25 protein-coding genes are annotated in these 24,683 nt (G+C 47.7%); 15 read left to right on the forward strand and 10 right to left on the reverse strand.

What is annotated here, in order from left to right; translation table 11 throughout:
- Nucleotide 1: 1 nt before the first annotated feature.
- Together KNP04_RS12415 and KNP04_RS12420 are read right to left on the reverse strand one after the other, a co-directional pair.
- Nucleotides 2–304: a hypothetical protein gene (locus tag KNP04_RS12415; RefSeq protein WP_214822201.1), complete on the reverse strand. Its 303-nt coding sequence runs from the start codon at nt 302–304 to the stop codon at nt 2–4.
- Between the two features lie 133 nt (nt 305–437).
- Nucleotides 438–1,382: a DMT family transporter gene (locus KNP04_RS12420; protein WP_214876474.1), complete on the reverse strand. Its 945-nt coding sequence runs from the start codon at nt 1,380–1,382 to the stop codon at nt 438–440.
- A 199-nt stretch (nt 1,383–1,581) separates the two neighbouring features.
- Between KNP04_RS12420 and KNP04_RS12425 the strand changes: the two genes are divergently transcribed.
- The 4 genes from KNP04_RS12425 to KNP04_RS12440 all read left to right on the forward strand — a co-directional run bounded on the left by KNP04_RS12425 (nt 1,582) and on the right by KNP04_RS12440 (nt 6,057).
- Entirely contained in the window at nt 1,582–3,489 is a 1,908-nt protein-coding gene (locus KNP04_RS12425; RefSeq protein ID WP_214876476.1) for a heavy metal translocating P-type ATPase, read from the forward strand.
- A 117-nt stretch (nt 3,490–3,606) separates the two neighbouring features.
- Nucleotides 3,607–4,533 (forward strand): carbohydrate kinase family protein, encoded by a 927-nt coding sequence (locus tag KNP04_RS12430; RefSeq protein WP_074033083.1) that lies wholly within the window; start codon nt 3,607–3,609, stop codon nt 4,531–4,533.
- 31 nt (nt 4,534–4,564) lie between these two features.
- Nucleotides 4,565–5,038 (forward strand): NUDIX domain-containing protein, encoded by a 474-nt coding sequence (locus tag KNP04_RS12435; protein WP_251129950.1) that lies wholly within the window; start codon nt 4,565–4,567, stop codon nt 5,036–5,038.
- A 65-nt stretch (nt 5,039–5,103) separates the two neighbouring features.
- Nucleotides 5,104–6,057: a YihY/virulence factor BrkB family protein gene (locus KNP04_RS12440; protein ID WP_214822190.1), complete on the forward strand. Its 954-nt coding sequence runs from the start codon at nt 5,104–5,106 to the stop codon at nt 6,055–6,057.
- A 39-nt stretch (nt 6,058–6,096) separates the two neighbouring features.
- Here the strand turns inward: KNP04_RS12440 and KNP04_RS12445 are convergent, their stop codons facing one another.
- Together KNP04_RS12445 and KNP04_RS12450 are read right to left on the reverse strand one after the other, a co-directional pair.
- Entirely contained in the window at nt 6,097–6,630 is a 534-nt protein-coding gene (locus tag KNP04_RS12445) for a beta-class carbonic anhydrase (RefSeq protein ID WP_074033130.1), read from the reverse strand.
- Nucleotides 6,631–6,667: 37 nt separating this feature from the next.
- A complete protein-coding gene (locus tag KNP04_RS12450) occupies nt 6,668–7,567 on the reverse strand; it encodes a 1,4-dihydroxy-2-naphthoate polyprenyltransferase (RefSeq protein WP_214822189.1) in 900 nt (299 codons plus the stop codon).
- A 168-nt stretch (nt 7,568–7,735) separates the two neighbouring features.
- Between KNP04_RS12450 and KNP04_RS12455 the strand changes: the two genes are divergently transcribed.
- Genes KNP04_RS12455 through menC form a run of 6 tightly spaced genes read left to right on the forward strand, consistent with a single transcriptional unit; the run spans nt 7,736 to nt 14,845 of the window.
- Nucleotides 7,736–9,103 (forward strand): isochorismate synthase, encoded by a 1,368-nt coding sequence (locus tag KNP04_RS12455; protein ID WP_214822188.1) that lies wholly within the window; start codon nt 7,736–7,738, stop codon nt 9,101–9,103.
- Nucleotides 9,104–9,116: 13 nt separating this feature from the next.
- Complete coding sequence (menD, locus tag KNP04_RS12460) at nt 9,117–10,766, forward strand: 2-succinyl-5-enolpyruvyl-6-hydroxy-3-cyclohexene-1-carboxylic-acid synthase (RefSeq protein ID WP_214876478.1); 1,650 nt, start codon at nt 9,117–9,119, stop codon at nt 10,764–10,766.
- Nucleotides 10,763–11,542, forward strand: a complete 780-nt coding sequence (locus KNP04_RS12465) for an alpha/beta fold hydrolase (RefSeq protein ID WP_214876480.1) — start codon at nt 10,763–10,765, stop codon at nt 11,540–11,542. Before menD ends, KNP04_RS12465 begins: the two co-directional genes overlap by 4 nt.
- Before the next feature lies 1 nt (nt 11,543).
- On the forward strand, nt 11,544–12,368 hold the full coding sequence (menB, locus tag KNP04_RS12470) for a 1,4-dihydroxy-2-naphthoyl-CoA synthase (RefSeq protein ID WP_214876482.1): 825 nt from the start codon (nt 11,544–11,546) through the stop codon (nt 12,366–12,368).
- A gap of 51 nt (nt 12,369–12,419) precedes the next feature.
- On the forward strand, nt 12,420–13,778 hold the full coding sequence (gene menE / locus KNP04_RS12475; protein WP_214876484.1) for an o-succinylbenzoate--CoA ligase: 1,359 nt from the start codon (nt 12,420–12,422) through the stop codon (nt 13,776–13,778).
- Complete coding sequence (gene menC / locus KNP04_RS12480; protein WP_214876486.1) at nt 13,775–14,845, forward strand: o-succinylbenzoate synthase; 1,071 nt, start codon at nt 13,775–13,777, stop codon at nt 14,843–14,845. Before menE ends, menC begins: the two co-directional genes overlap by 4 nt.
- A gap of 33 nt (nt 14,846–14,878) precedes the next feature.
- Here the strand turns inward: menC and map are convergent, their stop codons facing one another.
- The 5 genes from map to KNP04_RS12505 form a co-directional block, all read right to left on the reverse strand.
- Nucleotides 14,879–15,628 (reverse strand): type I methionyl aminopeptidase, encoded by a 750-nt coding sequence (map, locus tag KNP04_RS12485; protein ID WP_214876488.1) that lies wholly within the window; start codon nt 15,626–15,628, stop codon nt 14,879–14,881.
- A gap of 14 nt (nt 15,629–15,642) precedes the next feature.
- Nucleotides 15,643–16,827 carry an EAL-associated domain-containing protein gene (locus KNP04_RS12490; protein WP_214747210.1) on the reverse strand — a complete coding sequence of 395 codons (1,185 nt, stop codon included), beginning with the start codon at nt 16,825–16,827 and terminating at the stop codon, nt 15,643–15,645.
- A 40-nt stretch (nt 16,828–16,867) separates the two neighbouring features.
- Entirely contained in the window at nt 16,868–17,119 is a 252-nt protein-coding gene (locus KNP04_RS12495; protein ID WP_214876490.1) for a hypothetical protein, read from the reverse strand.
- A gap of 100 nt (nt 17,120–17,219) precedes the next feature.
- Nucleotides 17,220–18,743: a degradosome RNA helicase CshA gene (gene cshA, locus KNP04_RS12500; protein WP_214696383.1), complete on the reverse strand. Its 1,524-nt coding sequence runs from the start codon at nt 18,741–18,743 to the stop codon at nt 17,220–17,222.
- Nucleotides 18,744–18,913: 170 nt separating this feature from the next.
- Entirely contained in the window at nt 18,914–19,765 is an 852-nt protein-coding gene (locus tag KNP04_RS12505) for a CvfB family protein (protein WP_214822179.1), read from the reverse strand.
- A gap of 288 nt (nt 19,766–20,053) precedes the next feature.
- Between KNP04_RS12505 and KNP04_RS12510 the strand changes: the two genes are divergently transcribed.
- From KNP04_RS12510 to KNP04_RS12530, 5 genes are all read left to right on the forward strand, one after another.
- Nucleotides 20,054–20,206 (forward strand): hypothetical protein, encoded by a 153-nt coding sequence (locus KNP04_RS12510; RefSeq protein ID WP_015880844.1) that lies wholly within the window; start codon nt 20,054–20,056, stop codon nt 20,204–20,206.
- Nucleotides 20,207–20,335: 129 nt separating this feature from the next.
- Entirely contained in the window at nt 20,336–20,578 is a 243-nt protein-coding gene (locus KNP04_RS12515) for a hypothetical protein (RefSeq protein WP_074033069.1), read from the forward strand.
- Nucleotides 20,579–20,665: 87 nt separating this feature from the next.
- A complete protein-coding gene (locus tag KNP04_RS12520; protein ID WP_026826759.1) occupies nt 20,666–20,926 on the forward strand; it encodes a hypothetical protein in 261 nt (86 codons plus the stop codon).
- Nucleotides 20,927–21,004: 78 nt separating this feature from the next.
- Nucleotides 21,005–21,706 (forward strand): lysophospholipid acyltransferase family protein, encoded by a 702-nt coding sequence (locus tag KNP04_RS12525; RefSeq protein WP_214747215.1) that lies wholly within the window; start codon nt 21,005–21,007, stop codon nt 21,704–21,706.
- Complete coding sequence (locus KNP04_RS12530) at nt 21,703–23,601, forward strand: ABC-F family ATP-binding cassette domain-containing protein (RefSeq protein WP_214822177.1); 1,899 nt, start codon at nt 21,703–21,705, stop codon at nt 23,599–23,601. Before KNP04_RS12525 ends, KNP04_RS12530 begins: the two co-directional genes overlap by 4 nt.
- Before the next feature lie 82 nt (nt 23,602–23,683).
- Here KNP04_RS12530 and KNP04_RS12535 read toward each other — a convergent pair whose 3' ends face one another.
- Complete coding sequence (locus tag KNP04_RS12535; protein WP_214822175.1) at nt 23,684–24,613, reverse strand: NADP-dependent oxidoreductase; 930 nt, start codon at nt 24,611–24,613, stop codon at nt 23,684–23,686.
- Nucleotides 24,614–24,683: the final 70 nt, after the last annotated feature.

A 24,683-nucleotide genomic window follows, 5' to 3' on the forward strand; every position in this document is an offset into this window, starting at 1 on the left:
TTCATTCTACAACTCGATCTTTTTCCTCGTCGTTCAATTGCAACGCCTGGATGAACACTTCATCTAGTGCGAACGGCTCCGTATCCAGTGAGGCGAGGACTTCCGATTTCAACGTCACCTCTACGACACGGTCTTCGAACTGCCATCTCGTCTGAATGTCATCCCCTTGTCTCGTCGCGCGGGTCGCCACGGGACCGTGACGCTCTTTTAAACTTTGACTCACGCACTTCATCACGTACTTGACGTACTCATCTTTCGGTTGACGCGAGATGAGGATATTACGGACGATTCGATTTCTAGTCATTGTTTTTCCTCCTTCCTTTGAATGATTGCGTACGCAAGTCTTTACAAACGAAGACCGATTTCCGAGCTTAAAATTCAGAATTTTTAATTTATTTTGTCATGGGATATTCATTCCGTCAACTCCGTCTCTTTTTTCAACGACTTACGCTTCGTTTTTTCACGCGCTTCCCTTGAAAATAAGTAGACAAATAAATCCCTACGATAACGAAAATGAGTCCGACAATCGCGTTCCACGGAATGGTCTCCCCGAGTAAAATACCTGACAACATGACACCAAATAAGGGAACTAGGAAGATATAAAGTGAAATCCGACTGACTGGATTATGTTTCATCAACGTATTCCAGAGTGTAAATCCAATCGCTGACAACATCGCTAAATAGAACAGGAACGCAATCGTCTGTCCTGTGTATGGCATCGAGATCCCACTTGGGTCTAACAAGTAGCCGATGACGAGCAATCCGATTGAACCTGTCACCATCGCCCAAGCCGTCATCGGGGCAACATCATATTCTTTCGAATAGTCCTTCGCAATCAAATTCCCGAACGCACCACTTACCATCGCTAAAATCAGTAAGATCTCACCCAATCCAAAACCGACTTCCGTACCAGTCGCTGGCCAGTTCGCGATCACGATTCCAGAAAAGCCAAACGTCAAGGCAAGTCCTTTCAAACGATTCAATTTGTCATCGTCATAACGGATATGAGCGAGTGCCATTTGGAAGAACGATGTCGACCCGGCAATGATTGACCCTTGTACGCCAGTCGAAATGGAGAGTCCGATATAAAAGAACAAATATTGAAGAAACGTTAAAAAAGAACCGAGATGCGCATACGCTCTAAACTTCTTAGGCGTCAATCGAATCGAACGTTTCAATACCGTCTGACTGATGATGAGCAGAAGGATCCCAGCAAGTAAGAAGCGCTCGCCTGCGAACAACAACTGTTGACCATATTCATTCGACTGAATATCCAACTTCTCATAACTCAGTTTGATGAACGGGAAGGCACTGCCCCATAACAACGTATTAAAAATCGCCAAAAACGCCACTGTCCATGGGCGTTGAAATATATTCTGCATGACACAAAAACTCCTTAATCTTTTTATTTGTGAGCCACTGATGAGCGTGTTAAAATAAACCTAGATAATAATTATTACAAATAAAGATATTGAATCAAACGTAGATTAAAACCTTATTTTAAGCCAATTGAAGATGATAATCATCATCAATCATTATCATTTAATCGAGATTTATTCTCAATTAGAAAGAAGGGATTCTATGAACGTCCAATCGGTTACACACGAAAAAAGCCACGTTTTCAAACGGGCTAACTGGTACGAACATATCGAATTGATTATGGCGCTCATTAGCGGTGTATTGATTGTACTCGCTTATATCGCCGAAACACAAGAAGGAGCTCCTTGGATTCATGTCACGCTTTACTTATCTGCCTTTTTCATTGGAGGATACGCAAAAGCGAAAGAAGGGATCACAGATACGATCGAGACAAAATCCCTGAACGTAGAGCTACTCATGATTATCGCCGCCATCGGTGCCGCATCCATCGGCTATTGGATGGAAGGTGCGATTTTAATCTTTATTTTTGCTCTATCAGGTGCCCTCGAAACGTACACGATGAATAAAAATGAACGTGCGCTTGAATCGTTGATGGAACTACAACCTGAACAAGCAACTCGTTTAACCTCTTCTGATGAACTTGAAGTTGTGCACATTGACGACTTGAAAGTCGGTGATCGGATTTACGTCCGCCCAGGCGAACGCATCCCTGTCGACGGACGAATCATGAAAGGAAGCGCATCTGTCGAAGAAGCCGCTATCACAGGAGAGTCTGTCCCGGTTGACCGACAAATCGGAGATGACGTGTTCGGCTCAAGCGTCAACTTAAACGGTGTCTTGACGATTGAAGTGACTAAGCTTGCGACCGAGACGTTGTTCCAAAAAATCATTCAAATGGTACAGCAAGCGCAGGAAGAAAAGTCGCCTTCTGCGCAGTTTATCGACCGCTACGAAGGGCGATATGTACAAGTTGTCCTCCTATCCGTCGCAGCCATCATCCTGCTCGGCCCCTTCTTCACGTCATGGTCTCTCGAAACGAGCATTTATCGCGGAATGATTTTACTTGTCGTCGCTTCTCCTTGTGCCCTTGTTGCCGCCATCACGCCTGCTGCCCTAGCAGCCATCGCCTCATCCGCGAAACACGGGATCCTGTTCAAAGGTGGTGCTCATATCGAGAACATGGGACGGTTGAAAGCAATCGCATTTGATAAAACCGGAACGCTCACGATCGGGAAACCAATCGTCCAAGAAGCGCTTATCTCACCTGATTTACAGGAAATCGAGGTCAACCGAATCGTCAGTTTGATTGAAGAGCATTCGATGCATCCGCTCGCAGAGGCACTTGTCTCTTATACCGGAAAACATACCGGGGAGATGACGCACTTTAAAGACATCACCGGTTCTGGAATCGAGGCGACAATTGACGGGACGACGTATCGCGTCGGTAAACAGAAGTTCGCTGACCGAAGTGGTGACTTCTTCAAAAAAGATGTGGAACGGCTGAAAGAAGCCGGTCACACACTCGTGTTTATTAGTGATGACTCTCGTACAATTGGCGCCTATGCCCTCCGAGACACATTGCGGTCCGAGGCTAAAGTAGCAATCAAGCGTCTGAATGATCTCGGGATCGCGACGATCATGATTACGGGAGATAATGAAGCGACTGCTCGTGCCATCGCAAATGAAGCTGGATTGACACGTTATATTGCCGAATGTTTACCAGAAGAAAAAGTTTCACAAATCAAAACGTTACGTGAAGAGTACGGTTCAATTGGAATGATAGGCGACGGCATCAATGACGCACCTGCTCTTGCGACCGCTGATGTCGGAATCGCGATGGGTGAAGGAACCGATGCTGCTCTTGAAACAGCCGATGTCGTCTTGATGAAAAACGACCTCATGCGTTTGAGCGACGCCATTCGCCAATCACGCAAGCTGAACCGAATCGTCCTACAAAACGTCGTCTTTGCGCTCGGTGTCATTCTCGTTCTTATTGCCACAAACATTTTCGAACTGCTCATCATGCCATTCGCGGTCGTCGGACACGAGGGTTCTACTATTCTGGTCATCTTGAATGGACTTCGTCTTCTCACCTCTTCATGGGAGTAACCGATTCGACAAAATCGAATCGATGATTGAAACGATATGTCGATTTCGTTATAATTGAAACAATGTGTCTAAATAGACTGAAACAGATCGAAAGACTGGCTAAAGGTGGTACATGATATGAATACGATTGCAGTCATCGGCAAAGTGTTTGTCGATATTAAAGGAACATCTTTCGCACCGCTTCATAAAGATGCGAAAAATGTCGGCGACATCACTTTCTCTAATGGCGGAACAGGTCGGAACGTTGCTCAAAACTTAGGTGTACTCGGTAATGACGTTCGCTTCGTCTCAACTGTCACGAACGACCAAATCGGGGTCGGCGTCCTCGAGGAGTTACGTGGTTTACAGGTCAATGTCGATGGTGTCGATATGCTCGACGATAACGGAATGGGAATGTGGCTCGCCGTCATGGATAACAATGGCGACCTCCAAACATCGATTTCGAAACAACCTGACGAAGCTCGGATGGAAGAAGCGATTTTACGCCGAATCGATACGGTCTTTAAAGAGAGCGACGCGGTCGCAATCGACTTAGACTTGTCCGTCAACGTCTTAAACGAAACGATTGAACTTTGCCGTGAGATGGACTTGCCACTATACGGTGTGTGTGGCCACCTTTCTGTCATCGAACGGAACCGCCATTTACTCCAAGGCTTCACTGGATTCATCTGTAGCCGCGAAGAAGCGGAAATCTTGTCCGATATGTCAATCGTCACGGTGGACGACGCACTACGCGTCGCCGAAGTACTCGCCATGAAAGGTGCACCCCTCACAATCGTTACGATGAGCGAGCTCGGTGCGGTTTATGTCGACCTTCGTACGAATGAACAAGGTCACGTCCCAACAACGAAAGTGAAAGTGGCCGACTCTACTGGGGCCGGTGACTCATTCTTCTCCGCTGTCATCTCAGAACTGATGAAACAGCATCCAATTGAAGATGCGCTTCGTCTCGGGATGCGTGTCGCAGGAAAAGTCATCGCGTCACACGAGAACGGATTGACGCAAGATATGTATGATTCATTAGAACAACCTACGCAAAAATGAGTTGAACGCATCGACGAATCGTCGATGCGTTTTGTGCAAAATTACAGGAATGAAAGGAACGATCTCAGTGGTTCGAACGAAATTAAGAAGTGCGATCATTCTCATGAATGACCAAGATGAAGTGGCTTTGATTCGCCGCGAAAAAGAGAACGTCTTGTATTACGTATTCCCTGGAGGCGGAGTGGAATACGGGCATACGACTGAAGAAACAGCCGTTCGTGAAGCGTTCGAAGAACTCGGCGTTCATGTCGAATTAGAAGGTGTTGCTGCCTATGTCGCCTTTAATAACGAGTTAAACCCTTACTATTGGGCGAAGATGACAGGTGGCGAATTCGGTACCGGAACGGGTGAAGAGTTCCAGGAAGAGCAGACAAACGGCTCCTATACCCCGATGTGGATCAAACGATCGGCGCTACCCCATCTTCCGGTCCGTCCTCCATCACTCGCTGAAAAGCTCGCCTCGCATGAGTCACGTTTTTACGATTTGACGTTATCTGAGGATTAATCATGTGTATCCTCGACTGAATTCGGGAAACATTTTTTTAATGACCGAGTCAGGAGGGTTTTATGATGGCAATGACAGAAGTAAAGGAAAAAAAGAATTGGTTCGGGTTTGGCAAAGAGTTATTCCGTCGTTTTAAAGAGCATGATGTACAAGATTACGGGGCCACGCTCGCATTCTTTTGGTTTTTATCGATTTTCCCCGGAATCATCTTCATTTTGGCACTCTTATCATTTTTTGATGTCTCACAAGATTCATTCCAAAATCAATTGAACGATTTGGCGCCGGGTTCCGCTGCTTCCGGATTCTTGACGGGTATTTTTGACGCAATCGGGGAGCCGCGGGGCGGTCTCTTATCGCTCGGTGCGATTTTGGCCATATGGTCTGCCGCAAAAGGGGTCGATCGCCTCATCACGACTTCCCTACACGCGTATGGCGAGGACAATGAACGGAATTTCTTTGTCAAAAAAGGATTAGCGCTTGGTTTGACGATTTTACTCGGGATTGGGATGTTACTCCTCATTCTCTCGAACGTGTTCGGGGCGCAAATCATTTCGTTCGTCACCGAATATTTACCCGTCAACATTACCGGGGCAGAAGAGATGATGATCAACGTGTTCCGCTACGTCTTGACGACGGTTGTCTTGATTTTGACGCTTTCGATTTTTTATAAAGTTTCACCGCAACAACACGTATTCTGGAAAAGTACGATTCCAGGAGCCATCTTCGGTGTCATCGGTTGGCAGCTTGTATCTTTCGGATTCAGTTTGTACGTCTCAAACTTCGGAAGTTACGACTCCACCTATGGATCGCTCGGTGGAATCATCGTCACGTTGCTTTGGTTACAATTGACGGGAATGATCATCCTCATCGGGTCTGAAATTAACGCGACGTGGATGCGTTTCTTTAAAACGCCAAGTGAACAAGAATATGAACGTGACTTCAAGAAGAACAAAAAGAAAGCGAAACAAAAACAAGAAGAGGATGACTACGAAGACATCCCAACGAATACGTATGGCTAATACAAAAAGGAGCACGTTCAAGCTGAACGCGCTCCTTTCTTATGCCTCTACCGGATCAAGGCGTCCCGTCGCCGGATCAATCACGAATCCATGGACGTTCGTGCCTGGTGGCAACAGTGGATGATTGTTGATCAGGTTGATTGAATGAACGACATTCTCCTCGACCGAATCAAATCCATGTAGCCATTGTTCCAAATCCATCCCTGACGATTTCAACGTCTTCAACGTCTGAGGATCGATTCCTCGTCGTTCCATCTCTTCAATCACAACAGACGGCTCGATTGCCGCCATCCCACAATCGTAATGACCGACCACGACAACTTCCTCCGCGCCTAGCGCATAAAGCGCGACTAAAATCGAACGCATGGCTGAACCAAATGGATGCGACAAGACAGCTCCCGCATTTTTGATGATTTTAGCGTCTCCGTTCTTAAGTCCTAGCGCTTGAGGTAACAGTTCCGTCAAACGTGTATCCATACACGTCAAAATCACAATTTTTTTATCCGGAAATTTATCAGATACGAACGGCTCGTACTGTTTTTCCTCTACGAAACGTTTGTTAAATTCAAGCATTTCTTTTACGACTGACACGTTAACGCCTCCCCTTTTCTCACATCACAAATCTTGAAACAATGAGTCCGACGACCATCCATGCCCCGAACAACGTATTCACCTTCGCCGTCATCGCCATTGCAGGCATCAATGCGGCCGGTTCAGCCTTTTGCCAAAAGCGTTGAATCGCTCGAACCATGACCGGCACGGTGAATAGTGATAGCAAGACCCATGGCGTGACTCCATAATACACGACAGCAACGATGATGCCGACTAATGCGGCGATAAAGAATGCCGCGAGCACATATACAGCACGTCGATGACCAACTAGACACGCGATAGTTTTTCGCCCGTTCTCTTTATCGTTATCTAAGTCGCGAATATTGTTCGCAAGTAAGATCGCCCCAATCAACAAGGCCATCGGGAACGACACGAGCAACAACTCCGTCGTCACCGTATTGATTTGAATGTAGCCAGCGATTCCAATGATGACATATCCCATGAAGAGACCGGCAACAATCTCACCAAACGGCGTGTACGCAATTGGTAACGGGCCTCCCGTGTACAAGTATCCAACGAGCATGGATAACGCACCGACCCAAAGCAGGTGCCAACTCGTTGACGCTGCGATATAAAGTCCGAGTATCGCCGAGACAGCATACATGCCAAGGGCGATTGATAGGATTTGATTTGGCGTAAACCCGTCGCGCACGATGGACCCACCAATCCCGATCGATCCTTCATGGTCTAACCCTCGCTTATAGTCATAATACTCGTTAAATAAGTTCGTTGCGATTTGAATGAGGACTGACGCGACTAACATCGCAAGAAAGAGTCCCCACTTCAGTTCAGTTTGATCGAGGACGATGAACGTCCCGAGCAAGACCGGAATAAAGCTTGCTGTCAGGGTATGTGGGCGAATCATTCGCCAATATGCCCCTTTTGATTTCTGTTTCATTTCGTTCCCTCCCTTCGTTAGTTTACGTCTCGATGAAAAAATCTGTCAACGCTAGCCATCTCTCTCACGTTCCTTACAATTTCTCAAGCATTTCATAGGCAAGTGGATTGCGAACTCATGATACACTAAAGAGTGAGAATTCTATCGGATTGAGGAGGCTTTTCTTTCATGCCAGATACTCAAACACATATAAAACAACGAATCGAGCAAGCCCACAAACGGGCACGAGCTTGGCAACGACCTGTGCTCGCATCCTACACATGGGAAATTTCGGCGTTCGATGCGTTTCAAATCATCCAGAACACGGATACGTCCCACTATTACTTCATGACACCGGACCGCACACTTGAAATGCTCGGTTGCGGAGACGCGCTCGTCTTGAGTGCCTCTGGACCCGAACGATTTCAGCGACTCCAGTACGATTGGAGTCTTCATCGGCGAGATGTCGATGCGACCGTTCATGCGTTTGCTGGCTTTTCGTTCGATACGTTCATGCGTCCACAAAAGAGTATGTGGGATGCCTTCGGGGAGGCATCGCTCGTCGTTCCAAAATTTTTATACCGCCGTTATAAAGACCGACACACATTGACAGTCGCGACCCTTGTCTCTTCGAAACAATCGGTCGAACAGTATTTAATTCAATTAGCCGATCAATTGGCGCAATTCAGCTCACTACGCCCGGCCGAAGAATCAACACCGTCCTATTCGAAAGTAAAAGACGGTGTGGAACATTACAAATCAAGTTTTCAGCAAGCCAAGCAGTTGATCGAGGAAGAGCGAGTCGAAAAAATCGTCATCGCGCGAGAAGAAATTTATCAACGTTCCGATGACGCTTTCCCTTTCGCTAAGAGTTTGAAGCATTTGGCGGACCATCAAGAGTCGAGTTACATCTACTTATACCAACCTAAACGTGACATCGGCTTCTTCGGAGCGACACCTGAACGCTTGATTCAAAAAGAAGGGATGCGACTGAATACAGCTGCTATCGCCGGAACAATCAAGCGCCCTCAGACTGAAATTGAAAGCGACCTCGCGAAGGAACAATTGTTACACGATGCGAAAAATCGTGAAGAACATCAAATCGTCGTGAAAGATATTAAGCAAGCTTTGGCACCTTACACCGCACCGATTCACACGAGTGAGATACCGCAAATTCTTGCGAATCGATCGGTGTTCCACCTGCACACTCCGATCCAAGCGACACTCGAAACAAACGCTTCCTTGTTGTCGTTAGCGGAAGCACTCCATCCAACCCCAGCCCTCGGAGGCTCACCGAAGCGGACATCGGTCCGATTGCTTCGTGAAATCGAGCGGTTCGACCGCGGATGGTACGGTTCACCATTTGGCTGGGTCGACAACGAAGGGGATGGTGAGTTTGTCGTTGCCATCCGCTCAGCACTCGTCCAGCAACAGTTCGTCGCACTTTACGCAGGAGGCGGGATTGTCAAAGACTCGGTTCTCGAGCAAGAGCTTGAAGAAACCGAAATGAAAATGAGTCCAATCAAACAAGCTTTACAGTTTGATTCGCACGATTAAGGAGGCACCCTACATGAATAAGATGTTGACCGACTGGGTAGCATCCATGGTGAATCGACTTGTTGAATCCGGCGTGACCGACGTGGTCATTAGTCCAGGTTCTCGTTCGACCCCACTCGCGATGGCGGCTTATTTGCATCCGCAAATCCGCCATCACATCATCGTCGACGAGCGCTCCGCCGCATTTTATGCCCTCGGACTGACTCGCTCGACGGACACCATTCGTCCTGTCGCACTCATCTGTACGAGCGGGACGGCTGCGACAAATTACTACTCGGCAGTGACAGAGGCGTTTATTTCGCAATTGCCGCTCATCGTCTTGACTACCGATCGACCACATGAACTACGGAACGTCGGGGCACCACAAGCAATCAATCAAGTTCGATTATACGGTGAACAAGTAAAGACGAGTCTCGACTTACCCGTACCTGAAGAAGCAACGCTGTCGTTCATGCAGCAGACAGTCACCCGGTTCACGAACCTCGCCATGCAGTCACCCATGGGACCCGTTCACTTGAATGTCCCATTCCGGGAACCGTTGCTACCAGACCTTGAAGAGTTGAAGCTGATGCTGAGAGGTGAACCTGCTATACCGGAAAGACAGAGCGTTCGCCCGACAAATACCGACCGGGAAATCTTTTTGGAACGTACGAGTCAAAAGCAACTCGCATTCGTTGTCGGCCCTTACACACCGATGTCATGGCAAAAAGCCATTTACAAATCGGCGATCGAGCATAACATCCCGATTTTTGCCGATCCACTAAGCGGCATGCGTCGTTTCGACGGTGTCTTGACGAACTACGACACGTGGCTCGCAAGTGAACATAAAGCCGACTGGTTACCGGATGTGTTCATTCGATTCGGTGCCGCGCCCGTTTCAAAACGGCTCAATCAGTGGATGACTGCGACGGAACTAGTTGTGATTGAAGAGCCGGGCTCTTATCGTGACCCAAGTAGCCGCGCGACCATCTGTTACGGAGACGCACGCGACTTTTTACTACTCATTGAATCAACGAATGACCCACGTTACATCGAGCGACTACGTTTCTTCGAGGATGTCACGGAAACGGCGAAGCCTTCACTCCAGGGAGAAGCCGAATTGACGAAACGGTTACTCGATACGTCAATCGAACGTCTTTTCGTCAGTAACAGTATGCCGATCCGTGATGTCGATACGACATTATCCGCTGGAAAGAGCGTGCAAGTTCTTGCAAACCGAGGCGCCAACGGGATTGACGGTGTTCTTTCGAGCGCACTCGGTAACTGTTATGACACGTCTCATGCTGCTTTGTTAATCGGTGATTTGGCATTCTATCATGACAGTAACGCTTTACAACTGTTGAAGCGACATCCCGGGAAGTTTTCAGTGGTGATTTCGAATAATAATGGTGGAGGGATTTTCTCCTTTTTACCGCAAGCGTCTGTCGATGCCCAGCTTTTTGAAGATTTGTTTGGGACACCGCTTGATTTGAATATTCGTGGATTTGCCGAGACTTACGGATTATCCTATCGTCTGATTGAGCAGCCACAGGAGATTCAAGAAGCGATTGAAGACGGCATCCATTTGATTGAGTTCCCATCAAATCGAGAGCAGAATGTAACAACTCACCGAGGATGGAGACAATCTGTCTGCGCTCGTCTCATCACGGAGAACGAGGCATGACCATCAACTTGAGAGGTACCCACTACGAAGTAAGCATTCGAGGGGAAGGAAAACCGGTATTGTTCTTACACGGGTTCACGGGAAATGCTCATTGGGTTGATTCGTTCCCCACCTTACCCGTTCGACTCGTGTCGCCTTCATTGTTGCAACACGGCACAACGGAACACCCTCCCGTCAATCGTTCGACGATGAGTCAACAAGTGAAGGACCTATCACGCCTACTCGATCTAGACGACCGTCCTTGGACAGTCGTCGGTTATTCACTAGGTGGTCGAATCGGGCTGACACTCGCCGCGTGCGATCAGCGCGTCGAACATGTCATCGGAATCAGCACAACACCCGGGCTCCGCTCTTCTAGAGAGCGGACAGCTCGTCGACGTCAAGACGAAGAGCTTGCCCGATTCATCGAAACCGAAGGACTCGCCGCTTTCGTCAAGCGATGGGAGAACCTTCCGCTTTGGCGACAAACTGAAGAGATGAAACAATCACTCAGGAAGGACCGACTCGCACAACATCCCATCGCTCTTGCGAACAGTTTGCGGGCCATCGGTACAGGTCACATGCCGTCGCTCTGGGGCACATTGCACCACCTTCCCCACATCGACTTGATTGTCGGGGCAGAAGATTCTAAGTTCAAAGCGATTGCACGAAACATGCAGAAAGAACGGTCTGATATTAAAATCTACGAAATTTCAGATGCGGGGCATGCTCCTCATATCGAGAATGCACCAGAGTTTGGTACAATAATAAAGAAATTGATTTTAGGGGGTATTTAATATGGAATCAGTAGCGAACTGGACATCGGTCCGTACGTATGAAGACATTAAATATGAAACATGGAATGGGATTGCTAAAATCACCATCAACCGTCCAGAGGTACGCAACGCGTTCCGTCCATTGACGGTCAATGAATTGATTGATGCATTCGCACGCGCACGCGACGATAAAGAAGTCGGCGTCATCATCTTGACGGGTGAAGGCGAAAAGGCATTCTGTTCAGGTGGAGACCAAAAAGTTCGTGGGCATGGCGGATACGTCGGGGAAGATGAAATCCCGCGCTTGAACGTCCTCGACCTTCAACGCCTCATTCGCGTCATTCCAAAACCAGTCATTGCCATGGTCGCAGGTTTCGCAATCGGTGGAGGACATGTCCTTCACGTCGTATGTGACTTAACGATTGCAGCGGACAACGCTCGCTTCGGACAAACAGGTCCTAAAGTTGGTTCGTTCGATGCAGGATATGGTTCTGGTTACTTAGCACGCATCATCGGTCATAAGAAAGCTCGTGAAATCTGGTACCTTTGCCGCCAGTACGATGCACAAGAAGCACTCGAAATGGGACTCGTCAACACAGTCGTCCCTCTCGATCAACTCGAAGAAGAAACAGTCAAGTGGTGCCAAGAAATCTTACAACACTCACCAACTGCACTTCGCTTCTTGAAAGCAGCAATGAACGCGGACACAGACGGTCTTGCTGGACTTCAGCAACTCGCTGGAGATGCAACGCTTCTCTACTACACAACCGATGAAGCGAAAGAAGGACGAGATGCGTTCAAAGAAAAACGTGACCCTGACTTCGGTCAATTCCCACGTTTCCCTTAATTTTGTTGAGAGAGTAGCGATTCCGCTACTCTTTTTTTGGAGGTTACAGACATGTATGAATGGATTGATCAACATCCGGCATCACAGATTGCACTCGTGACACGTGACGAAAGACTGACGTGGGAAGCGTTACGTACCGAGAGCCTGCAACTTGCCCAATACATCCATGAACAGGCAGCAACTGCCGAAAAGATTGGCATATTCGCTAAAAACAGCAAAGACTATATCATCGCCATCCATGCGGTGCACCTGCTCGGCAAAGTACTCGTTCCAATCAACACACGATTGACCGAAGAGGAAGTGCGCACTCAGTTAAACACAGCAAGAGTCGATTTGCTTCTCGTCGATGACGAGGGCGATTTGCCGGTCACACAACTTTTAGTGACACGTCGGGCGCTTTCATGTTTCACTGCGACACATGAGTGGAAAGAAAATGACACCATGTCTCTCATGTTTACGTCCGGTACGACGGGGCGGGCCAAGGCTGTACAACAGACGTACGGGAATCATCTCGCAAGCGCACGTGCTGCCGAAGCGCATCTAGACTATCACCCATCCGACCGCATGCTTACGGTGACGCCACTCTTTCACATGAGCGGACTTTCTCAAGTGTATCGGAGTGCAATCATCGGTTCGACACTTTATGTCGAGCCACGCTTTGATGTCGACCGAACTCTTCATTTAATTGAAACTGAAGGTATTACCCAGTTGTCACTCGTCTCCATCATGCTACAGCGACTGCTTGATGCCGGGCTAGAAAAACACTGTCTTCGCACGTTGCTCGTCGGAGGTGGACCGGTGCCTCGCCCGTTACTAGAAGAAGCAGAGCGACGACAGTTACCGGTCGCTCAAACATACGGTATGACCGAAACGTGTTCTCAAGTCGCCACGCTACTTCCAAGCGAAGCGCTCTCACATATCGGTTCGAGTGGTCGAGCCATCGCACCGACCGTGATCCGGATCAGTCAGGACGGGGAGATTGAGGTAAAAGGACCGACCGTGACAAGTGGGTACTTCGAGCAACCTGAATCAGATGCTTGGACACAAGACGGTTACTGGAAAACAGGTGATCTCGGAACGATGAAAGACGGGTATTTATATGTACACGATCGCCGAAGCGACCTCATTATTTCTGGTGGCGAAAACGTGTATCCTGCTGAAATCGAGGCTGCGATGTTACGATGTGCCGGTGTCCGAGACGTTGGGGTTACGAAACAAGCACACCCGACCTGGGGAGAAGTCCCGCTCGCCTTCGTCGTCGGATCATATGACCCGACGGAGATGCAGGAAATCCTCGATTCCCAGTTAGCCAAGTATAAACATCCGCTTGCGATTCATTACGTAGAGGACCTACCCCGAAACGCGAACGGAAAATTAATGCGTCATCGCTTAAAGGAGCTATTGCCATGATCAAACGTGCTGACCTTTCAATCGTCCCTTTGACATTTAAACACCCCATCGTAACGGCGCACGCCGTTTTATCGGTGAGACGAACACTCATCCTTCGACTTGAAACCGTAGATGGTGTCGTCGGATATGGCGAAGGTGTCGCCTTTGAGACACCTTGGTACACGGAAGAAACGACCCAGTCCATGATTGATACATCAAAATTGATTCTTCATCTATTAAAGGGCATGACAGTCACGACGGACGTGTTTCCGACCCTCGTCTCATCGGTTATCGGTCAACGAATGGCGAAAGCGATGTGGGAAAGTGCATTATGGGAGATTGAAGCAGCACGCGCGAACATGTCACTTAAGTCGTATATGAAGGCCGGAGATACCGTCTCCTGCGGTAGAACGATTGGGATTGGGCTACTCCATCAGACGATGAACTCGATTGAAGCAGCGCTAGCTGATGGTTTCGAGCGAATCAAATTAAAAGCCTCCCCTAATGAATTACTCCCGGCACTACGCGAAATCCGAACCGTCTTCCCAGATGCCCCACTCATGATTGACTTAAACGGAAGCGCGTCCGATCAACCGATAGAATGGTTCGAACAAATCGACGCCCATCGGTTATTGATGATTGAACAACCGTATCCGAGCCGACAGTTCGTTAAATCGGCGACTCTTCAACAAAAACTCAAGACACCAATCTGCCTCGATGAGTCGATTACGTCTTACGACGATGTGGAGACGATGACGAAACTCGGCGCGGGTAAAATCGTCAATATTAAGCCTGCACGTGTCGGTGGTTTCAGTGAGGCGTTGCACATTCGGAAACACGGAACACCGTACTGGGTCGGTGGGATGTATGAATCCGGAATTGGAAGGTATCACACGCTTTTATTCGCTTCGCTCAGCGGCGCGAGCTTTCCGGCGGATATGTCGGGGACGAGCGCTTACTTCGAACAAGATTTGCTCGATACACCGCTCGAGGTCGAGAATGGGAAGTTGACGCTTCCGGATTCGGTACAACCCGACTGGGATGTGATTGAACAGCTACGCGAAGAAGTGATTTTCTTGCAAACATAAAGAAGGTGCGGTTCACGAGAACCACACCTTTTTTTAACGGAATGACCCCGTTAACACTTCATATCCATCTTCGGTGACGATGACCGTATGCTCGAACTGTGAGACGAGGCTCTTGTTCGGTGTGAAGAGTGTCCATCCGTCTTCTTCCGACTGATAGACGATTTCGTCTTTCGTCGAGATGAATGTTTCGACCGCAATCACTTGCCCAGCTTTTAAGAGCTGATTCTCTTCGCGGCTGTAGTAGTTCGAAATCGTCTCCGGCTCTCCGTGTAACGTCCGACCGAGTCCGTGTCCGGCCAAGTTACGGATGACCGTGAATCCATTCTTTCTCGCGTCGGCATAAATCGCTTTCCCGATCTGATTGACTTTCACGCCCGCTTTGACTTTGCTAAGACCCGCTTCGAGCGACGTCAACGACACTTCGACCAATCGTTCATGTTGAGGTGATTTTGCTGCGCCCGCAATGACCGTACGACCTGTATCCGCATAATAGCCATCCTTCACAGCCGAGACGTCAACGTTGACGATATCGCCTTCTTGAATGACTTCCTCTCCAGGAATCCCGTGGGCGGCGACGTCATTGAGTGAGATACACGTGTACCCTGGGAACTCATACATCGTAATCGGTGCAGAAGCCGCACCCTCTTCTTCTAAAATACGTTGCCCAATCGAATCCAATTCTTTTGTCGTCATGCCCGGTTTGACGGCTTTCGCCATCTCATCTCGTGCAAGTGCGACGATTCGACCGATCTCGCGTAACGCATCGTAATCATAATCTAACATCATAACTCTTCCTTTCAGTCTAATAATCGATTCTGGTACAAATATTCTTCGGATATGTCGGCGAATAAGAACATGCCGTCGGGTAACGGATAACTGAACGTACGCGTCACTTCGTTTGAACTAAAATCACGATAGTCTCCTGATAAATAACCACGTCCTCGAACGTCCATGGCCGCCATCGTTTGAATGAAATATGGACGGAAACTCCAGTTGTAACCCCGATACGTATTATCGACACGCCATTCTCCGTTCACACAGTAGACGTTTGCACTCGTCTGAAAACCTGTCTTATCCGTCAAATAGTAACGGACAAACACTTCCTCGAGCTTCGGTGCGATGTATTGAATCCACTCGTCTTTCTTATCTCTCGACCATTTCCCGGATTGAACGAGTTCTCCGATTCGACGATGTAACTCAAACTCAAGTTCGTATAAACGATTCAATCGCTTCTGGTCATGTAAAAAGAAAGAAGGCACTTCTTGCGCCAAGACACCCATTCCTTTGATTTCTCGTTGTGGAAGCTCGTCTTCTAGACCAAGCAAACCACCCATATAATAGCGACCGCCGTGTTGCCAAGCATAACGAAGCTGTCCGATATGGTTGATGGATTTGTACAGTAGCGGTGCACCGAGCTTCGAAGCGATATATTCCATCGTTTGAAGCATATTCGGATAGGTGACCGACAACGTCTTTTTCTCTACCATCGTACCGAGATCGACAAGCAACAATTCTGGCGCGAGTGTCATAATGTCCTCGATACTCGTCGACTCTGCGAAGTCTAGGGCAATTTTTAGTCCATATGAACGGTAGTATTGAATGACACGCGATAGGCGAGGAACATCAACCAGATCCGTCCCCTGAAGCGTCACATAAATACGATGTAACGGGAAATTCAATTCGCGAAGCGGAGCTAAAAAAGCTTCTCCTCCTTCTTCAAGAATCCATTCCGACCGACATCTGAACGTGACAAATGGCTTGGCGTCTCGAAGTTGTGCTGCTGCCAATTGCTCCATCCGTTGGGCGATGTCTAACTGATACTCGAGCGGAACGTCATCATCATAAAAAAATGGTGTCAACGATTCGCCTCGGAATCGCCCATGTACCATATAGCCTTCCACTTGAAACGTCGCCGCTCCAAGGATTGGTTCATACGTCACCATCACTTCTTCAGGATGGACCATCACTTCTACCGCATCCATAACTCATCACCTCTTCTTTAAATGCGAAAACGAGCTACAATCAGCTCGTTCGCGTGTGTACATACATATAGGCACCGAAACAAGCAATAAAATAGGCGATACTCATTACGCCATATGCAATGCCCATCTTCCCGCCTACTCCAATGGCTAACACTAAAAAAATCATCGCTCCAAACAACAATGTCGCCACGGGGGTATAACGAAAGTTAGGACGGTCTGTCTTTGACACGATTGGTTTGAGTGCGAGCACACAACCAAATAGCACAAGGAGACCGAAACTTAATTCCACCATCCGTTGACACCTCATCCTTCTATCTCTACTCAACTAGTGTAGCACGACACAATAAAAAAAGCCGCAAATCCACTTAAGGAAATGCGGCATTTCACGATGATTAGTCACGCGGACGGCGTGGGCCACGGTCATCCGAGCGACGACGATCGTCACCACGGTATGATCCTTTACGGTCTCCACTGCGTCCATCACGACGTTCGCCACCGCGTCCACCACGACGATCGCCACCACGGCCACCGCCACGACGGTCGTTACGACCACGGTATCCACCGCGATCGCCACCACGGCCACCTTGACGTTTGACACGAACTGGTTCAGCGTACGAGATTTCAACAGGTGTTGAATCTGGCTCTTTCGTCAATCCACGAAGGGCTGCAGCGAGAATTTCAACTGCTTCATACTCCTCAAGAAGTTCAGTCGCAAGTTGCGTGTACGCTTTGAAGTCGCCCGCTTGAACGCGTTCGATCAACTCTTCAGCTGCTTGCTTTTGGTTTCCTTCAAGTACTTCCGCGATTGTCGGTACGTGACGACGGTTCATGCGTTTGTTCGTTACACGTTCGATTGCTTTTACTTGTCCAAACTCACGTGGTGTGATGAATGTGAGGGCAGTACCTGTTTTACCAGCGCGACCTGTACGACCGATACGGTGTACGTAGCTCTCTGGGTCTTGTGGTACATCGAAGTTGTAAACGTGCGTGACACCTGAAATATCAAGTCCACGTGCAGCAACGTCAGTCGCTACTAAGATATCAATCGTTCCGTTTTTGAAACGACGAATCACTTGGTCACGTTTTGATTGCGTCAAGTCTCCGTGAAGACCATCTGCTGTATATCCGCGCTTGATAAGTGCTTCTGTCACTTCATCAACACGTTTCTTCGTACGAGCGAAGATGATGCTGAGTTCTGGTGAGTCGATGTCGATCAAACGGCAAAGCGTATCGAATTTTTGACCTTCGCGCAATTCGATGAACTGTTGGTTGATGTTCTCAACTGTCATTTCTTTCGCTTTGACTTTGATGATTGTCGGCGACTTCATGAAACGCTCTGCAATCTTTTTGATTTGTGGTGGCATCGTCGCTGAGAAAAGAAGCGTTTGGCGCTCTTCAGGAAGACCTGCCAAAATCGTTTCGATATCTTCAACGAAGCCCATGTTGAGCATTTCGTCTGCTTCATCCAAGATGACCGTTTGAATGTCATCAAGTTTGATTGTTTTACGTTTCATGTGGTCCATGAGACGTCCTGGTGTTGCAACGACGATTTGTGGGTTCTTTTTCAAACCACGGATTTGACGGTCGATTTGCTGACCACCGTAAACAGGAAGTGCGTATACGCGCTTTGTTTCTCCGATTTTGTTTAATTCTTCTGCAACTTGAATCGCAAGTTCACGTGTCGGTGCAAGAACGAGTGCTTGGACTTGACGTGCCTTTGAATCGATTCGCTCAATTGTCGGAATACCGAAAGCTGCTGTTTTCCCTGTACCTGTTTGTGCTTGTCCTAATACGTCCACTCCTGTGAGTGCGACAGGAATTGTCTCAGCTTGGATCGGTGTAGCTTCCTCGAAGCCCATTTTGTGTACACCTTTTACTAACGCTTCACTTAATTGTAAATCTTGGAATTTTGTCAAATTATATTCTCCTTTGTTCATACAAAAAACGTCTGAGTTCAGTTTGACAGATCTACAGACGTTTTCTCAATGTTTCCTCATAGTCAACTTTATTAACTATAACGTATTTATTCCTAAAATGAAAGAAATACATTTTCAAACTTTTTCATGTCATCCGAACATGAGTTATCTTATTTCAATTTGTAGCCGTTGTCGAGCTTTTCAACTTGCTTTTCTTTTAGTAGTTTTCCGAGCGCCCGTTTAAACGCGGCTTTGCTCATCCCGAACTCACGGTCAATGACGTCAGGGGCTGTCTTGTCGCCGTAAGGCATTTGACCACCACGTTCCTCGATATAAGAGAGGACGCTCGCCGCATCGCCGTCAATCGCCTCATAGGCACGTGGTTTCATTGAAACGAGAACGGTTCCGTCTTGTTTTACTTGTGTCACCCGAACTGTCAATTGTTCCCCGAGTCGTGGCCAACGTGTCATTTCTGCTTCATGTAAGAAACCAAGTGATTCCCCTTCGACCCATACGTTGACGCCAACTTCGCGTTTATTGACGACGGTCGCTTGAACATCTTGGTTGTTCCATTCTTGTTTCGATGGACGTGCCAACAAGTTCAAGTACGCGTAAGGGGCCGTGTCCCCGAGTAAACGTCCTTTTTGGTCATACTTCAAACGAATACACAATTGATCTCCCGTTTGTGGCCAATACGACCGGTTCTCTGGTAAGTCGTCCATCGAGACGAGAACATCCTTTTGAATCCCGATATTGACGAAGACACCTGTGTTATATCGAACGCCAGTCACTTCACACCATTCATACTCATCGAAAGAGACCGTCGGAATCGTCATCGTTGATGCGAGACGTCCTTCTGAGTCATGATATAAAAAGACACGAACCGTTTGACCGACTGTCACTTCTTCCGTCTGTTCTTTTCGATGAAGGAGCACCTCTTCGCGACCGTTACTAATGAATACTCCAAAATCAGCAGAACGTTCCGCGACCAAGTCTACTACTTCTCCTGCGCGCAATGCCATTACACCCACATCCTTTTCTAATCTATTACTGTCAGTATACCTATCTACACACGTTCCTAATCATATCATGTTCACTTTCAACATTTTGAATAAATGTGACGAATTTGTGAACGGGAAGTGAAAAGGGAAACCCGTCACAAGAAATGGAAGGAAGATGATTTATTAAAATTTTGTGACAATTTTGTGAACGTCTTTTTTTCTTCTAGTATCCTATTTTTGAAAACGTTATTATATAGGAAGTGTCCGGTATAGATAAGGTTTCATTTAGGATTGATCGGGGGATAATAAATGTTTGATATACAGTCTCGTTCGTTTGCAAAACGTTTTACAAAAGGGCTACTCGTCGCCTTTTTCGCATTACTCGCATCACTCAGCTTCATTTTTTCAAACGGTGTGGATACAAACGTATCGTCATCATCGACTTATATGACTCAAGAGTAAACGTCTTCCGTGCTACTGGAGGCGTTTTTTCTTTGCCAAACGCAAACAGGAATTTCCTACAAAAGGTCGAATACGATTAAAAGACCTTGCCTTTTTCTTTACTACCACATAAGAAAAGGAGACTCCGCTATGATTTTCTATTTTCTTACGACTATCTTATCGACTGCAGGCCTCGCTTTTTTGTTCCAGTCCGAACTATATAAAGATCCGATTGGGACTTTTCTATTTGCTGTCTTGATTGCGATGGGATTGTCTTCTTTCAAACAACTCTTTATGCAAGCGAGCGAGTTCTTTGTGGAAAGACGGAACCAGAAACGAATCAAACGTGTCGTGGCCAGAATGCATTCGACGACACGGAAACGCTCTACATAACGCTCGTCTTCCCTCTTCACATTTGGTATTCTATGAAGGAACAGACAACGTACATTGGATTTATAATCGCAGGAGGCACACAATCGTATGAATGAAATTCCGTTATCGAATGAATGGCTACTTCGTTATTCACCCGTCATGGAGCTTTGGTTAAAGGAAGATGGAATCTTACTTGTCGATGACGACAATCGCATCCGCCTTACCCTTGAGATCGGGAACGACCAAGCCATGCAAATTAAAAGTATTGAACAAGACGGCGCTTATTTCGTCGTCGATCCTGTGAATAAACGCATTACGTTCGAGCTTGAGGAAGAGGAAGAAGAGAGCGATTCTCGCTTTTGGGAATAAGGATTCATGCCGAAGGGTCGGATTCTCGTCAAGAGAAGAAGACTCTTTCTTGTTGTCATTATGAGAGGAGAAAATAAAATGATTCGAACAGCTGTATGGTTTTTCTCATTTTTTGCGGTGTTACCGATCACCGTCCCATTTTTACAAAAGGCGAAAAAAATTGATCCACCAAAGCGTTATCGCTACGTACAAGACATCGCTTATAAATGGGCACAATTCTTGTTGAAAATTGCCGGTGCCGACATTCGGGTCCATGGACAGGATCACATTCCGGATGAACCGGTCGTCTACGTCTCGAACCACCAAGGAAACTTTGACGTTCCCATCATGTTGACGGCCACGAAACGACCAAAAGCATTCATTTCGAAAATTGAGGTACAGAAATTCCCAATCATCCCGCGTTGGATGGAATTGATGGGCTGCATCTTTATCGATCGAAGCGATCGTCGTCAATCAATCAAAGCGATTCGCTCGGGTGTCGAGACAATCCAATCCGGTCAGTCAATGATCGTCTTCCCAGAAGGAACACGCTCAAAAGGCGGTCCTATGAAAGAATTTAAAGCCGGGAGTTTGACACTCGCGACGTCAAGCGGTGCGAAGATTGTTCCAGTTGCCATTCAAGGGAGCTACAAATTGTTAGAAGCCAAAAATCGAATCACTCCGGCAACGGTCGACGTCACCTTCTTACCCGCGATCGATCCGGCTGACTTACCGAATAAGGAAATCGCTGCAACAATCGAAGCAGCCATTCGTCAACAGATTGAAGGAGAGAACGCATGAGTTTATTAATGATTGAGGGCATTCATAAAGAGTTTGCCGACAAAGTCCTATTTGATGATGTGACGATGACGATTCATCCAGGAGACCGCATCGGAATCATCGGGGTGAACGGTTCTGGAAAGTCGACATTCATGAAAATCATCGCTGGTGCCGAGACGGCGGACAAGGGAACGATGCAACATCCGAACGATTACCGCATCCGCTATCTGACTCAGACGGTCCAATTCGATGAAGGTCAAACGATTCTTGACGCCTTGTTCACAAGCGATACACCGTCCGTTCAAGCACTGAAGCAATTCGAACGTGCCCGCCAAGCGCTCGAAGCGGATCCGACGAGTGAGCAGTTACTCGAACGTTTCATGAAAGCGCAGCAGGCTGTCGATGCCGCAGACGCTTGGGAAACGGAAGCAAAACTGAAGTCGATTTTGAACCGTCTCGGTCTTCCTGACGTGTCCGTCGATGTGAACGCCTTATCAGGAGGACAACAAAAGCGTGTCGCTCTCGCCGCAGCGTTACTCGACGAAGCGGACTTATTGCTCCTAGATGAGCCGACGAACGAACTTGATGCAGATACGATCGCATGGCTCGAGACGATGCTTGCCGATTATCGGGGAGCCATCCTTCTCATCACCCACGATCGTTATTTCTTAAATCGTGTCACAAACCATATCTTAGAGATTGCGGACGGGACGAGTTACTTCTATAACGGGAACTATGAGCTGTTCCTTGAAAAGCGGGCCGAACGAAAAGCACGGGCACAGTCGATGGAACAGAAACGGCAAAATATTTTACGTCGTGAACTCGCTTGGTTACGTCGAGGTGCAAAAGCACGAACAACGAAACAAAAGGCACGCATTCAACGTGTCGAAGACTTGAAACACCAAGAAAGCTTGGCCGAAGAAGAGTCGCTCGACGTCTCCGTCGGATCTCGCCGACTCGGTAAAAAGGTCATTGAAGTCGAGGACTTGTCTTTTGGGTACGACAATTCTCTTCTCATTCAGCAGTTCAATTGGATATTCGGACGCCGTGAACGCTACGGCATTGTTGGACCGAACGGGAGCGGAAAATCAACGCTTATGAACTTACTCGCCAAGCGTTTGGAACCGACCAGCGGTACCATCGTGCATGGGGAAACGGTCCACCTCGGCTATTACGGTCAACAAGTCGAGTTTGAAGACGAGTCACGACGCGTGATCGACGAAATCGAGCGGATTGCGAAAGTGATTTATACGCCGGACGGCGAGACAATCACGGCTAGTCAAATGCTCGAACGTTTCCTCTTCTCACCGGACGCGCAGTACAAACCGATTGAGAAGCTATCCGGCGGAGAAAAACGGCGCCTCGTCCTCCTGCGGATTCTCATGGACGAACCGAACGTCTTGTTCCTTGATGAACCGACGAACGATTTGGATACGGAAACGTTATCTGTTTTAGAAGACTATTTAGAATCGTTCCCTGGCACGGTCATCGCCGTCAGCCACGATCGTTATTTCTTAGACCGTGTCGCCGGACAGTTGATCGCATTTGAAGACGGGACCATCCAGGTGTATCACGCAGAATATAGCGATTACTTGACGATGCGCCAAGAAGAGGTTCGTCAAGTGAAGAAAGAGAAAGAACCAAAAGAGAAAAAGGAACGGGTGAAGTCGGAAGTCGTGAAATTCACCTTCAAAGAACAGAAGGAATGGGACACGATCGAAGAAGACATCGCCGCGATCGAAGAACAGATTGAAGCACAAGAAGCGACACTTGCGACAGCGGGCAGCGACCTCGGAAAAGTAAATGAATTGTACGCAACAATCGCAGAACTGAAAGAAACACTCGATGCGAAGATGGAACGGTGGACGTACTTGTCTGAAATCGATGAACAAATACAAGCGCAGAAAAAAGGCTGATTTCCACATGAGGTAGCTTTTCAAATCTAATGAAAAAGAGGTAGATTTCCGGTTCGCGTTTCGGAAATCCACCTCTTTTTTATCATTTCACTTTAATGACGATTTTCCCTTTAGCATGCCCTTCTTCTCCATAGTCATGAGCGAGTTTCGTGTCTTCTAAATCAAAGACCCGGTCAATCACAGGTTTCAGTTCGCCTTTTTCAACAGCTTCCGCAATTTTTTTCAAGCGCTCCCCCGTCGGTTGCATGAAGACGTATTCGGCACGGACATTCGCTTGTTTGGCTTCCTCTTCATTCGGTGGTGTTGAGATTGAGACGAGCATCCCATTTTCTTTAAGCATTTGATACAGTTTGCTCTGTCCGTCTCCTCCCATCGTATCGAATACGAAGTCAAGATCGCGGACGGTTTCTGATGGATCTTGTTGTTTATAGTCGATGACTTCGTCGGCCCCGAGTTCGCTGACCCAGTCCACATTCGGCGTACTGGTTGACGTGACGACATACAATCCGTGTGCTTTCGCAAGCTGGATGGCAACCGTCCCGACACCACCTGAACCAGCACCGATGAAGATTCGGTCACCCGGTTTCGCATCCATCACTTCGAACATGACTTGCCATGCCGTATGGGCGACGAGCGGAAGTGATGCGGCCTCTTCGAAGCTCAATGATGCTGGTTTCTTGACGACAAGATGAGCATCGACCGCCACGTACTCGGCATATGTGCCTTGCCGCGCAATATCCGGACGGCTGAATACTTCATCGCCGACCTCAAGCTCGTTCACATTCGCCCCGACTTCTTTGATGATGCCCGCTACATCCCACCCGATGACGAGCGGCATTTCGAAATGAAGCATTTCTTTTAAGTATCCTTCACGCAACTTCCAATCCACCGGGTTGACACTTGCGGCATGAACCTCAATCAATACGTCATCTGCACCGATTGTCGGTTGGTCAAGCTCCCCTACTTTGAATTCGTCTGACCCACCATACTGTTCGATATATGCTGCTTTCATCCTATCGTCCTCCTTTGAATGATTCACCTTTATTCGGTTCCCATTTTAGTCGCATCACAAACGAAAAAGC

The sequence above is a fragment of the Exiguobacterium sp. CH10 genome, assembly GCF_018617635.1.
GTDB classification, from domain to species: Bacteria; Bacillota; Bacilli; order Exiguobacteriales; family Exiguobacteriaceae; genus Exiguobacterium; species Exiguobacterium aestuarii_A.